This is a genomic window from Microbacterium sp. ZOR0019 (assembly GCF_000800925.1).
GTDB classification, from domain to species: domain Bacteria; phylum Actinomycetota; class Actinomycetes; order Actinomycetales; family Microbacteriaceae; genus Microbacterium; species Microbacterium aurugineum.
This window is the reverse complement of the sequence record NZ_JRKC01000061.1, coordinates 1-12820: the sequence shown is the minus strand read 5'-3', so window position 1 is coordinate 12820 and position 12820 is coordinate 1. Positions and strand designations below refer to the sequence as shown.

The window sequence follows — 12820 nt, the reverse complement described above, 5'->3', positions numbered from 1 at the left end:
GTCTCGGCGAACAACGCGACGAGACCGGACGGTGGAGGTCAGCTGATGGTGAGCAGCTGATGTCCCGCGGAGACCGTCGTTCCGGCGTCCGCGTTGATGTTGCCGATGACGCCGTCCTTGTGCGCCTGGAGCGGTTGCTCCATCTTCATCGCCTCGAGCACGACGACGAGGTCGCCCTTGACGACCTGCTGACCGTCCTCGACCGCGATCTTGACGACGGTCGCCTGCATGGGGGACTTCACCGCATCGCCGGAGGCTCCGGCATTGGCGGTGGTCGCGTGGCTGCGACGGGACGGCGGAACGGCAGCCGGGCGACCCGCGGTGCCCGGGGCGACGGCGACGCGATCGGGGAGGCTCACCTCGAGGCGCTTGCCGGAGACCTCGACGACGACCGTGTGGCGCGAATCGGCGGGTGCCGGGGCTTCGAGCTCACCGTCCCAGGCTGGGATGTCGTTGACGAACTCCGTCTCGATCCACCGGGTGAAGACTCCGAACTCGCCGTTCTCCGCGGTGAACGCGGGATCGCGGACGACCTTGCGGTGGAACGGGATGACCGTGGGGAGTCCGGCGACCTCGAACTCGTCGAGTGCGCGGCGCGAACGCTCGAGCGCCTCGGCGCGGTCCTTCCCCGTGACGATGATCTTCGCGAGGAGCGAATCGAAAGCCCCCGAGACCGCGTCCCCGGCGGTGACGCCCGAGTCGAGGCGGATGCCGGGACCGCCGAACGTCTTGAACACGTGGATCGGTCCGGGCTGGGGGAGGAACCCGCGACCGGGGTCCTCGCCGTTGATCCGGAACTCGAACGAGTGTCCCTGGGGCTCGGGGTCGTCGTAGTCGATGGTGCCGCCGGCCGCGATGCGGAACTGCTCGCGGACCAGGTCGATGCCGGTGACCTCTTCGGAGACCGGGTGCTCGACCTGCAGTCGGGTGTTCACCTCGAGGAACGACACCGTGCCGTCGGCGCCGATGAGGAACTCGCAGGTGCCGGCACCGACGTAGCCGACCTCCTTCAGGATGGCCTTCGAGGCGGAGTACAGCTGCGCGTTCTGCTCGTCCGTCAGGAACGGGGCCGGAGCCTCTTCGACGAGCTTCTGGTGACGGCGCTGCAACGAGCAGTCGCGCGTCGAGATCACGACGACGTTGCCCGCGGCATCGGCCAGGCACTGGGTCTCGACGTGGCGCGGCTTGTCGAGGTACTTCTCGACGAAGCACTCGCCGCGGCCGAACGCCGCGACGGCTTCGCGGGTGGCCGACTCGAAGAGCTCGGCGACCTCGTCGAGCTCGCGGGCGACCTTGAGGCCGCGGCCGCCGCCGCCGTAGGCGGCCTTGATGGCGATGGGGAGGCCGAATTCCTTCGCGAAGGCGATGACCTCGTCGGCACCGTCGACGGGACCGGGTGTGCCGGGCGCGAGGGGCGCGCCGACCTTCTCGGCCACGTGGCGCGCGGTCACCTTGTCGCCGAGAGCCTCGATGGCCTCGGGAGACGGGCCGATCCAGGTCATCCCCGCATCGATGATCGCGCGCGCGAACTCGGCGTTCTCGGCCAGGAAGCCGTAGCCGGGGTGCACGGCGTCGGCACCGGCACGGCGGGCGATCGACAGGATCTTCTCGATCTGGAGGTACGTCTCCGCGCTGGTCGAGCCGCCGAGAGCGTAGGCCTCGTCGGCCAGACGCGTGTGCAGGGCGTCCCGATCCTGGTCGGCGTAGACGGCGACCGAGGCGATCCCGGAGTCACGAGCGGCGCGGATGATGCGTACGGCGATCTCGCCGCGGTTGGCGATGAGCACCTTGGCGATAGCAGGCATGCTTGCCAGCCTAGCGAGAAGGACCCCGATCCCTTTGACGACTCCCCACAAGAAAGTGGCAGAAACGTGGAGGGGAGTCTACGACCACAGGTCCGTCCACGGCACGCCGAGCTCGGTGGCCAGGCGCCGCACGGTCGACAAGGACATCCCCACGACGGTGGAGGGGTCGCCGTCCACGCGGGTGATGAAGGCCCCGCCCAGGCTGTCGACCGTGAACGCCCCCGCCACATGCAGGGGTTCGCCCGACGCCACATACGCGGCGATCTCGGCATCGCTGACATCGTCGGCGAAGGTCACCGCGGCCTCGGCGACCGCGGTCGCCTCGACGGGCGTCCGGCCGGGTGCGACACGGAAGACGGAGTGCCCGGAATGCAGGATGCCCGTGGCACCGCGCATCTCCTGCCAGCGTCGCGTGGCCTCCTCGGGGGTGTAGGGCTTGCCGTAGACGCGCCCGCCGAGTGCGAACATCGAATCCCCGCCGATCACGAGGCCGTCGAAGACCCCCTCGTCGGCGAGACCCTGCGCGACCGCGGCAGCCTTCGCCCGGGCGAGCAGCAGCACGAGCTCTGCAGGGGCCAGCGGGGTGCCGCGCTCTTCCTCCGCGGCGGCGGCGACGGCGTCTTCGTCGACGTCCGGGGAGACGGTGAGCGGTTCGATACCCGCCTGCCGCAGCAGCATGAGTCGGGCCGGTGAGGTCGAGGCGAGGCAGACGCGCATGTCCACCACCGTATCCTCGAAGGATGACTTCCTCCGCAGCCGACGTGCTCGAGCTCGACATCACCGGCATCGCACACGGGGGCACCTTCATCGCCCGCCACGAGGGGCGCGTGGTCTTCGTCTCGGACGCGGTTCCCGGGGAGCGCGTCCGTGCGCGACTGATCGCCCCGCAGGACGGGGCCGATGCCTCGACCCGCAGCTTCTGGCGAGCGGAGACGATCGAGGTGCTGGAGGCGTCGGAGCATCGGCGGCCGCACATCTGGGCCGAGGCCGACGTCTCGAGGGATCCCGCGGACCGCCCCGGCGGAGCCGACCTCGGGCACATCGCGCTCGACCATCAGCGCGTGCTCAAGCGCCAGGTGCTGACCGAGGCGCTCGACCGTTTCGCCGGGGAGGGACTCGTCGCCCCGGAGATCGAGGCCGTCGAATCCGGAGACGGCACCGGATGGCGCACGCGCGTGACGCTGCACGTCGACGACGCGGGCGAGGTGGGGCCGTTCGCCGCACGCAGCCACCGGGTCATCCCCGTGTCCTCCCACCCGCTCGCCCGCCCGGCCATCGCGGAGGCCGCGCTCGCGCTCCGCGGTGAGGCTCCCGGTCGGATCGAGCTCGTCGAGCCCGCCGACGGTCGCGTGCGCATCATCCGCCGCGAGGAGACGGCGCGTCCAGCCAAGGTCGCGCGAGGCTTCCGGCGCCGTCCGACTCCCGAGACGATCCAGGAACTCGTCGGAGACCGGCCCTTCCAGCTGGACGCGACGGGATTCTGGCAGGTCCATCCGCGGGCGGCCTCCGTGCTCGACGCCGCGGTGTACGGCATCCTCGACGGACACGTCGACGAGGCGAAGACGCACTACGACCTGTACGGCGGCGTCGGTCTCTTCGCCGCGACACTCGCCGATCTCGGCGGCACCGACATCGTCACGGTGGAGTCGAGCGCACGGGCCACTGAGCACGCGGCCGCGAACCTCGCGCCGCTCGAGGTCACCGCGGTCACCGCGCGGGTCGACCGCTTCCTGTCCACGCGCCGGAGCAGCGGTCGCACGGGGGCCGTGATCCTCGACCCGCCTCGCGCAGGAGCGGGCCGTCAGGTCGTCGAGGCCGTGCACGCGCTCGCGCCGGAGGCCGTCGCCTACGTCGCCTGCGATCCGGTCGCCCTCTCCCGTGATCTCGGGACCTTCCGGGCGCTGGGGTGGAACGTCGATCGTCTTCGAGGTTTCGATCTGTTCCCGCACTCGCACCACTTCGAGGTCGTCGCGCTGCTGACGCGCTGAGCCGTCGGCGACCGTCTGCGCGGACTCACTAGGCTGGGTGGATGAGCAGGGTCGCACTCATCGACGATCACGAGTCCGTTCGCCTCGGCCTCGAGGCCGCGTGCGCGCGCGACTCGCAGACGGTGGTCTTCTCCGGGAGCACGGTCGTGTCGTACCTGGAATGGCGGGCCTCGGCGTCTGCCGCTCCTGCCGACGTCGTGGTCCTCGACCTCACCCTGGGCGATGGCAGCACCGTGACCGAGAACGTGTCATCGCTGGTGAACGACGGGGCGAGCGTGGTCATCCACAGCGTCGCCGACCGTCCCGCGGCCGTGCGCGAGGCTCTGTCCGCCGGCGCCGCAGGGGTCGTCAGCAAGTCGTCCGCTCTCGATGACGTGATGGATGCGATCCGGACCGTCGCTCAGGGCGAAGCGCTCAACAACGTCGAATGGGCCAGTGCCGTCGACGGTGACCGGGCCTTCGCCGACGCGCAGCTCTCCAGCCGGGAGCGGGAGGTGCTCCGGCTGTATGCCGCGGGCCTTCCGCTGAAGGCCGTCGCCGAGCGGCTCGGCGTCGCCTACTCGACCGCCAAGGAGAACATCACGCGCGTACGCGTCAAGTACGTCGAGGTCGGTCGGCCCGCACCCACGAAGGTCGATCTCCTCCGTCGAGCGATGGAGGACGGCATCGTCGCGGCAGACGGGGCGTCGAGTGCCCGCTGATCCGCTCAGCATCCGCGATGCCTGGAGCAAGATCCCGTCTCCGGGCAGCACGGAGACCGAGTTCGAGCGATTCACGGGCAAACGCATGGAGCGGATCCTCGCGATCGTCGTCGCGATCGGATCCTCGGCCTTGGGCGCCCAGGCGCTGTTCGCCGCGGTGAACACCCTGTCCCAGGCGGACGTGGTGCACATCGTGATGGTCGTCGTGGTGTTCGTCCCGCTCGCGGCGATGCTGGTCGCCTGCCTGGTCGGCCGCGGCGTGCGCACCTTCTCGGGCCTCTTCGCCGTGGTCTACCTGCTGGCGCTCGCCGCGTGGCCGACGGTCGTGGACCCCGCCGACAAGAGTGCCGGCGATCAGCCCTGGATCTTCTTCCTCGTGAACGTGGGGGTGGTCGCGGCGATGCTCGCGTTCCCCCTCCGGCTCCAGTTCGCGTGGGCGGCCGTGATGCCGTTCGTCTACGGTTACGTGCGTCTCGTGCAGGGGGAGTTCTCGCGGGAGTTCTGGGTCACGACCGCCTTCGATGTCTCCTTCACGCTCATCCTCGGCGTGGTGATCATCTCGCTCGGCTGGATGTTCCGCTCCGTCGCAGCCGGCGTCGACGAGGCACGAGGGCAAGCCGTCGCCTCCTACTCCACCGCAGCCGCTGCCGCCGCGGCCGAGGAGGAACGCGTGGCGATGTCGGCGCTCATGCATGACAGCGTCCTCGCGGCGTTGATCGCCGCCGAGCGGGCGGAGGGGGAGCGGGCGGAGGAGCTCGCGGTCGCGATGGCACGGGAGGCTCTCACACGTCTCGCGAACACGGAAGCCGCCGTGTCCCAGGAGGGCACCGACGAGCCCGTGGGGATCGCACAGATCGTGGTCGAACTCCGCCGTTCGCTCTCGGAGCTCGGCGCCGACGCGATCGTCGAGGAGCGCGGCGGGATCGGAATGATCCCCGGACGGGCGGCGCGAGCCCTCGTGCTGGCCGCACGGCAGGCGATCGGGAACGCCGTGTCCCACGCGAACAGCCGCGGGTTGCACATCATCGTCGAGGCGTGTGGTGACGGAGGGATCTCCGTGACCGTGTCGGACACGGGGCCGGGTTTCGACATCACAGCGATCGGCGCCGACCGGCTCGGGATCCGCGCCTCCATCTTCGCCCGCATGGCCGGAGTCGCCGGCGCCGCGGACATCCGATCCGATGAGCAGGGCACGACCGTCGTGCTGGGGTGGGAGCGCTCGTGAACCGGACCGTCCGCAGCGTCGCCACCTCGCTCGCCGTGGGGTTCGCGCTGTACTTCGCCGCGCGCGCGATCTGGTGGATCGAGCAGCCGACGGCGCCGTTGTTGATGATCGTCGCGATCGGCATCTATCTCGTGGCCGTGAACATCGCGATCCTGGGCGACGCGACGTCTGTGCGGATGCCTCTGTGGTCGGCGGTGCTGGCCCTGCTCGCGAGCGCCCTCATCCCCGCCCTGGTCACGTTCTCTCTGGAGCCCGCCGACCGCACCGCCCCTTTCGCCACCTGGTACATCGGCGGGCTCGGGCTCCTCGGTGTCGTGTGCATCGTCCGCCGTCGGTTCCTGATCGGCTGGCTGACGCTCGCGGTTCTCGTCGCGGCCTCCTCGGCATACCTCGGGATCGGCGTGGCGCTCACCCTCGGCCTGGTCGGCTCGATCATGTGGATCGTCGTCGCCCGACTCCTCGTGATGTTCTGGGATCGCGCGGTGCGCGACACCGAACGGCTCGCCGAGATCCAGCAGGCGGTCTCGGCCTGGCACGCCACCCAGAGCGTGCGCCAGCGGGAGAGGCGTCTGCGCACGCAGTTCGCCCTGGCGGTCGCCGGGCCGGTGCTCGGTCGTGTCGTCGCCTCCCGTGGCGCGCTCGACGACCGGGAGCGACTCGAAGCGCGCCTCGCCGAGGGGCGGCTGCGCGACGAGCTGCGCGGAGCGGATCTGCTCAACGATGCCGTACGCAACGCGATCGACGCCGCCCGTCTGCGCGGCGCCGTCGTCACGGTCTTCGACGAGGGCGGATTCGACGGCATCGACGAAACGCGACGCAGCGAGATCCGGGACGAGCTCGCCTCCGTGCTCATGCAGGCGCAGAGCGCGCGGCTCATCATCCGTTCGGCTCGCGATGCCCGTGTCGCGGTGACCGTCGTCGGACGTGCGGGGACGCGTGCCTCGGGCGACGATGACGCGGTCGACCTGTGGCATGAGATCGCTCGGGAGGCGGAAGCCGTCTGAGGACGCTGCGCTCCCGACAGGATGAGGAGAGTGGGCGAGGGGCGGCGTTGTCGCCAGCCCCTCGCCGTGCGGACAGTTACCCGAAAACCGTCCGCTGGTGGCCGATCAGCGTCTGTCTACCCTGGGACAGAGAGACCAGCCGAACGCGAAGCGTCTCCTCCAGTCTGGGGGTTCTTCCATTCGTTGTCTGTAGGTATTTTGGGGGACACGATTTCTCGCTCGATGAGGGATCATAGGACCATGGGAACGCGTCGGGGAACCAACCTTCCGCGGATGGGGGACTTCAATCAGTCCGTTGTCCTGGAGGCGATCCGACAGTCCGGGGAAGGGCTGAGCCGCATCGAACTCGCCTCCGCCACCGGGCTGTCCGCACAGACGGTGACGAACATCACCCGCCGGCTCCTCGACGATGGATTCATCCGTGAGGCGGGGCGCACCATCAACGGTCCGGGCAAACCCCGCGTGACCCTGCGGCTCGTCCCGGACAGTCGCTTCGCGGTGGGGGTGCACCTCGACCCCGCCATCATGACCTTCGTCCTGCTCGACCTGTCCGGCGCCGTCGTGCGTCGGAAGAGCATACGCACCCCGGCGAAGGAACCGCGGTGGATCATCTCCGCCATGGCGGCCACCATCGACGCCTTGATCGCCGAGGCGGACGTGGACCGAGACCGGATCGCCGGGGTGGGAGTCGCCGCCCCCGGGCCCCTCGATGCGGAGAAGGGCACGGTGATCGACCCGCCGAAGCTGCTCGGCTGGCACCGGGTGCGGCTGCGTGCGGTGCTCGCCGACGCGACCGGTCTTCCCGTGCTGATCGAGAAGGACACGACTGCCGCCGCGTCGGGCGAACTGTGGACGCGGCGCGCATCGGCCGACGATTCGTTCGTCTTCATCTACCTGGGTACCGGGATCGGGGCCGCCCTCGCCAGGGAGGGGGAGGTCGTGCCCGGGAGCACACGCAACATCGGAGAGGTCGGGCACGTGATCGTGGATCCGGACGGTCCGCGGTGCACCTGCGGTTCTCGGGGATGCGTCGAGGTCGTCTGCACGCCACAGGCCATCGTCGAACAGGCGGAGCGTGCGGGGGTGTTCCAGGACGATCGCGAGGCGAGCGATGTCGAGTCCGTCGACGAGCGCTTCGGAGAGCTCTGCGAGCGTGCCGGCCGCGGCGACGTCGCCGCCCTGGCCGTGCTGCGGCAGGCCGCTGTGCACATGTCCGTCCTGACCGCCGCGCTCGCGAACATGCTCGACGTGGACCGCGTCGTGTTCGGCGGCCCGTTCTGGTCGCGGCTCGCGGAGGTGTACCTCAGCGAGATCCCCGGTCGCCTCGATCGGGCGAGCGCGACACGGGCGGTGCGCACGCTGCCGGTCGACGGGACGGTCGTCGGCGACGACGTGGGCGCGGTGGGAGCCGGCTGCGTGGTGCTCGACTCCGTGCTCGGTCCCCGCGCCTCGGGGCTCCTGCTCGACGGCTGAGCTCTCATCGCCTGACGCACGAGGCGCAGGCCGGGGGCGTCACCCGGAGAAGCGCCCCCACGGGATGTCACGGCGCAGCGGACGCCGGAGCGGACGCTGCGTGCGGGTCCAGGCGGACACGGTCGGCTCATCGGCCACGGCGTCCGCCGCTTCGGACGCATAGGCCTCGCTGATCACCGCGATGAGTGCGGCCAGCTCTTCTTCAGTGGCTGAACCGCGCGTGATCGTGAGCATCGACGCCGCCTGCTCCGATGCGTCGGCCCCGGCCTCTCGTGCGGTCACAGCGGGATGTTCCCATGCTTCTTCGGCGGAAGCTCGGCGCGCTTGCCCCGCAGCGCACGCAGTGCCTTCGCGATCGACACGCGCGTGTTCGCCGGCTCGATGATGCCGTCGAGCTCTCCGCGCTCCGCCGCGAGGAACGGTGAGGCGACGTTGTACGTGTACTCGTTCGCCAGGCGGGTACGCACGGCGGCGACGTCTTCGCCGGCGTCCTCGGCCTTCTTGATCTCGCCGCGGTACAGGATGTTCACGGCACCCTGCCCGCCCATGACGGCGATCTCCGCCGTCGGCCAGGCGAGGTTCACGTCGGCGCCGAGCTGCTTCGATCCCATCACGATGTACGCGCCGCCGTAGGCCTTGCGCAGGATCACCGTGACGAGCGGGACCGTGGCCTCCGCGTAGGCGTAGAGGAGCTTCGCGCCGCGGCGGATGACACCCGTCCACTCCTGGTCGGTTCCCGGCAGGTAACCGGGGACGTCGACGAGGGTGACGATCGGGATGGAGAACGCGTCGCAGAACCGGACGAAGCGGCTCGCCTTCTCGCCGGCTTCGATGTTCAGCGTTCCGGCCATCTGCGACGGCTGATTCGCGATGATGCCGACGGAGCGGCCCTCGATGCGGCCGAACCCGATCACGATGTTCGGGGCGAACAGCGGCTGCACCTCGAGGAAGTCGCCCTCGTCGACCACGTGCTCGATGACGGTGTGGATGTCGTACGGCTGGTTCGTGGAGTCGGGGACGATCGTGTTCAGCACACGGTCGGCGTCGGTGGTCTCGAACTCGAAGGTGCTCTCGTATGAGGGCAGCTCCGCCATGTTGTTGTCCGGAAGGAAGCTCAGCAGCGTGCGCGCGTAGTCGATCGCGTCGTCTTCGTCCTCGGCGAGGTAGTGCGCGACGCCCGAGCGCGTGTTGTGCGTGAGCGCGCCGCCGAGTTCCTCCATGCCGACGTCCTCGCCGGTCACGGTCTTGATCACGTCGGGACCGGTGACGAACATCTGGCTGGTCTTGTCGACCATGATCACGAAGTCCGTGAGCGCGGGGGAGTACACGGCGCCTCCGGCCGCGGGGCCCATGATGATGGAGATCTGAGGGATCACGCCGGAGGCGCGGGTGTTGAGGCGGAAGATCTCGCCGTACTTGCCCAGGGCGACGACGCCCTCCTGGATACGCGCACCGCCCGAGTCGAGGATGCCGATGCAGGGCATCCCGCCGGCGAGGGCGAACTCCATGATCTTCACGATCTTCTCGCCGGCGACCTCGCCGAGTGAGCCGCCGAAGGTCGAGAAGTCCTGCGAGTACACCGCGACAGTGCGCCCGTTGATCGTGCCGACCCCGGTGACGACCGAGTCGCCGTAGGGGCGGGAGCGGTCCATGCCGAAGGCGGTGGTGCGGTGGCGCACGTACTCGTCGAACTCGACGAAGCTTCCGGGGTCGACGAGCAGTTCGATGCGCTCACGGGCGGTCATCTTGCCCTTGGCGTGCTGCTTCTCCTTCGCCTTGGCTTCTGCGTCGACGACGGCTTCGGTGTAGCGAGCGCGCAGATCCGCGATCTTGCCGGCGGTGGTAAAGAGGTCGGGCTTGTCCGTCACGGATTCCACCCTAGCGTCGGGTCGGCCCGGTCTGTTGGATGCTCGGCACAACGGGTCGGCCGATCCTTTGGCGACCTACGCGCAGTGCTCAGTGTGCGGAGTCCGCATCCGCTGCCGTCGGGGCGTCGTGCTCCCGCTTCACGTCGGCGGTTTTCGCGGGATCGTTCTCCTCCAACTCCGGGTCCGACTTCGGGGAACGGCCGAGGGAGAGGGCCTTGCGACCGACCCAGCCGACTCCGCGGACGGTCGTTCCTGCAGCACCGGCCACGGCGTTGCCGGCATACCGCGCGCCGCGGAGCATCCGCAGCTCGAGCTTCTCCGCTCCCGGCACCGGTTCGAGCTCGAGCGGCAGATCGATCGGAGCCGCACCGAAAGCCTTGTGTGAGGTCGTGAGCACGCGACGGCCGAGGATGTTGTTCCCTGCCCCGCCGATGGCTGCGCCGACGCCGAACGGGAGGGCCTTGCCGATCACGGAGGCGCCGCCCTTCGCGGCGAACTGCTTCACGAACATGCTCTTGAGCTGATCGACCAGTGGGCCCACGGCAGCGCGGGGGAGCGACTTCGTGACGAGTTCACCCCAGTACGACGATCTGCTCCCGCCGCGTCCGGCGACCTGCCCGGCGAGCTGACCGACCAGATCGACGCCCTCCTTGCCGAGCATCAAGGTCATCACCAGAGCGCGCGCACGGTCGGGGTTGGCGACCGCGATGCCGTGCACCTCAGCGACCGACTGTGCGAACAGGGCCGTCGACTCCACGAAGCCCACGGTCTCGACACCGGACAGCGCGAGAGTCACGCCGGTGCCGATGCCGGGAACGACGGCGGTCGCGCCCACGGCGGCGCCACCGGTGGTCACGGCGGCGAGATAGCGGCGTTCGAGGATCCGGATGATCTCGGTGGGCGTGGCCTGAGGGTGGCGAAGACGGATGCTGCGGATGTGCGCGAGCACGAGCGGGCGCTGGACCGAGAGCACGCGGTCGAGGCCGCGCACCATCATCGGGTGCTCGGAAGACCCGGAAGGGGGCACGCCCTTGTCCCACGGAGCGTCATCCGGCAACGAGTGGATCTTGTGCACCTGGCGAGCCATGGAGCGATCTTACGAAGCTCGGCCGCGAAAACGCCGAAAGCCCGGTCCCTCGAGGGAACCGGGCTTTCGCACGACGGATCGGATCAGACGAAGAGGTTCGCCCGCTCGAGGTCTTCCGCGAAGTCGACCTCGACCGCGTACAGGTCGGAGACATCCATCGGCTCGAGCAGCAGGGCGTCTTCCGCGATGGCGAGCTCGAGGCCGCGCTCGAAGTAGTCCTGGTCCTCGACGCGCTGCAGCTGGCGCATGAACGCCTTCTTGTGCGTGGACGAGATGTAGTTGATGCCGACCGCCTCTCCGAGTCCGCCCTTGACGGTCTTGGAGAGCTCCTTGATGAAGCCCTCGGCCGTGACCGTGTACTTCACCTCTTCGTCGCTGACCTTCGAGGTGTTGACGGTCACGAACGACTGGTCGCGCTCGATGTAGGCGGCCGCACGGCCGAGGATCATCGGGTCGAAGACCACGTCGCCGTTCATCCACAGCACGCCGCCCTTGCCGGTGGCGCCGAGAGCGCGCAGCAGGCTCTTCGACGTGTTCGTCTCGTCGTAGCGCTCGTTGTGGACGTAGTTGACCTGGGGGAAGGCTTCGATGATGGTCTCTGCGCGGTAGCCGACCACGGTCGTGATGCGCGCGTCGGACCCGAAGGCGGCGCGGATGTTGTCGTGCTGCTGGCCCATGATCGTGCGGCCGTCGCTCAGTTCGGTGAGCGGCTTCGGCAGCGCGCGCCCGAGGCGCGAGCCCATGCCGGCGGCGAGGATGACGGTCTGAAGAGTCACGAGTGCTCCTAAAGGAAGTTGTGTTCACGGTCGGTTCACCGACCAGACACTTCGTCGTGCCGCGTTCATGGTAGCGATTCAGGCTGGGAAGCTCGGGGTGCGAAGGCTCCCGTTGCCATTTCGTGACCGAGTACACACCGGACGCACAGGCTCGCACACGGAGCGCGATCGCCCCGGATCGCGGGGATCCGGCGGCGGTTTGTTGCGCGGCGGCTTGGCTTGCGCCCACCCCTTGATACCGTAGGACGGTGACTTCCTCCCCTGACGACCGCACCGCCCAGGTGGACGATACCGAAGCCTTCCCCCGGGACACGTCGGCGAGCAGTTCGGCATCGTCCACGCAGGCCTCGGAGGCGTCGACGGATGCCGAGAAGCCCGCTCCCAAGAAAGCTGCGGCCAAGAAGCCCGCGGCCACGGAGTCTGCCGCCAAGAAGCCTGCCGCCAAGAAGTCTGCCGCCAAGAAGCCTGCCGCCAAGAAGTCGGCGGCTAAGCCGACGACCGCGCGTACCTCGGGGACGACGCCGACGAAGACCAGCATGGCGAAGACCAGCACGACGAAGACCGGCGCGGCGAAGAAGCCCGCGACCTCGAAAACCGCCGCGAAGACTTCTGTGAAGGCTCCCGCGAAGTCCACGACGACAAAGGCTGCGGCGGAGAAGGCCGCCCCGACTGCCGAGGTCGTGGTCGAGCCGTTGCCGAAGGCGATGGACGAGCAGCCCGCGAAGACGACCAGCACCGCGCGAACCGCAGCGGACGCGCGGAAGGCAGCGGCGAAGAACACCGCCTCGCGAGCTGCCGCGACGAAGTCCTCCGGATCGACCGCTGCCTCGGACCGCGCCGCGGCCGTGCGTGTCGCCGCACCGCGGGCCGCCGTCACCGGGGCGAAGGCGGCT

General features: G+C 69.4%; 11 protein-coding genes and 1 pseudogene. 6 read left to right on the top strand and 6 right to left on the bottom strand.

Annotation, left to right across the window (positions count from 1 at the left end):
* Positions 1-38: 38 nt before the first annotated feature.
* Positions 39-1805 (bottom strand): acetyl/propionyl/methylcrotonyl-CoA carboxylase subunit alpha, encoded by a 1767-nt coding sequence (locus L978_RS12805; protein ID WP_047523574.1) that lies wholly within the window; start codon positions 1803-1805, stop codon positions 39-41.
* Positions 1806-1883: 78 nt separating this feature from the next.
* On the bottom strand, positions 1884-2522 hold the full coding sequence (locus tag L978_RS12800; protein WP_047523631.1) for a Maf family protein: 639 nt from the start codon (positions 2520-2522) through the stop codon (positions 1884-1886).
* A 23-nt stretch (positions 2523-2545) separates the two neighbouring features.
* Here L978_RS12800 and L978_RS12795 point away from each other — a divergent pair, with 23 nt between their 5' ends.
* The 5 genes from L978_RS12795 (at position 2546) to L978_RS12775 (ending at position 8196) form a co-directional block, all read left to right on the top strand.
* A complete protein-coding gene (locus L978_RS12795) occupies positions 2546-3793 on the top strand; it encodes a class I SAM-dependent RNA methyltransferase (protein ID WP_047523573.1) in 1248 nt (415 codons plus the stop codon).
* Between the two features lie 41 nt (positions 3794-3834).
* A complete protein-coding gene (locus L978_RS12790; RefSeq protein ID WP_047523572.1) occupies positions 3835-4494 on the top strand; it encodes a response regulator transcription factor in 660 nt (219 codons plus the stop codon).
* Complete coding sequence (locus L978_RS12785; protein WP_081997044.1) at positions 4484-5719, top strand: hypothetical protein; 1236 nt, start codon at positions 4484-4486, stop codon at positions 5717-5719. Before L978_RS12790 ends, L978_RS12785 begins: the two co-directional genes overlap by 11 nt.
* Positions 5716-6723: a hypothetical protein gene (locus L978_RS12780; protein WP_047523628.1), complete on the top strand. Its 1008-nt coding sequence runs from the start codon at positions 5716-5718 to the stop codon at positions 6721-6723. Before L978_RS12785 ends, L978_RS12780 begins: the two co-directional genes overlap by 4 nt.
* Positions 6724-6996: 273 nt before the next feature.
* A complete protein-coding gene (locus tag L978_RS12775) occupies positions 6997-8196 on the top strand; it encodes an ROK family transcriptional regulator (RefSeq protein WP_047523571.1) in 1200 nt (399 codons plus the stop codon).
* Between the two features lie 39 nt (positions 8197-8235).
* Here the strand turns inward: L978_RS12775 and L978_RS12770 are convergent, their stop codons facing one another.
* The 4 genes from L978_RS12770 to L978_RS12755 all read right to left on the bottom strand — a co-directional run bounded on the left by L978_RS12770 (position 8236) and on the right by L978_RS12755 (position 11927).
* Positions 8236-8478 (bottom strand): acyl-CoA carboxylase subunit epsilon, encoded by a 243-nt coding sequence (locus L978_RS12770; protein ID WP_231555063.1) that lies wholly within the window; start codon positions 8476-8478, stop codon positions 8236-8238.
* On the bottom strand, positions 8475-10064 hold the full coding sequence (locus L978_RS12765) for an acyl-CoA carboxylase subunit beta (RefSeq protein ID WP_372491404.1): 1590 nt from the start codon (positions 10062-10064) through the stop codon (positions 8475-8477). Before L978_RS12765 ends, L978_RS12770 begins: the two co-directional genes overlap by 4 nt.
* Positions 10065-10152: 88 nt before the next feature.
* Entirely contained in the window at positions 10153-11151 is a 999-nt protein-coding gene (locus tag L978_RS12760) for a hypothetical protein (RefSeq protein WP_231555062.1), read from the bottom strand.
* 83 nt (positions 11152-11234) lie between these two features.
* Positions 11235-11927, bottom strand: coding sequence for a phosphocholine cytidylyltransferase family protein (locus L978_RS12755; RefSeq protein ID WP_047523569.1), 693 nt, complete (start codon positions 11925-11927; stop codon positions 11235-11237).
* 248 nt (positions 11928-12175) lie between these two features.
* Between L978_RS12755 and L978_RS12750 the strand changes: the two are divergent.
* A pseudogene (locus L978_RS12750) lies at positions 12176-12820 on the top strand (hypothetical protein); the annotation flags it as partial.

What these genes read in the sequence shown, in the direction of transcription:
- L978_RS12805 (WP_047523574.1), bottom strand. Translation starts at nt 1,805, where the DNA reads ATGCCTGCTATCGCCAAGGTGCTCATCGCCAACCGCGGCGAGATCGCC.
- L978_RS12800 (WP_047523631.1), bottom strand. Translation starts at nt 2,522, where the DNA reads ATGCGCGTCTGCCTCGCCTCGACCTCACCGGCCCGACTCATGCTGCTG.
- L978_RS12795 (WP_047523573.1), top strand. Translation starts at nt 2,546, where the DNA reads ATGACTTCCTCCGCAGCCGACGTGCTCGAGCTCGACATCACCGGCATC.
- L978_RS12790 (WP_047523572.1), top strand. Translation starts at nt 3,835, where the DNA reads ATGAGCAGGGTCGCACTCATCGACGATCACGAGTCCGTTCGCCTCGGC.
- L978_RS12775 (WP_047523571.1), top strand. Translation starts at nt 6,997, where the DNA reads ATGGGGGACTTCAATCAGTCCGTTGTCCTGGAGGCGATCCGACAGTCC.
- L978_RS12760 (WP_231555062.1), bottom strand. Translation starts at nt 11,151, where the DNA reads ATGGCTCGCCAGGTGCACAAGATCCACTCGTTGCCGGATGACGCTCCG.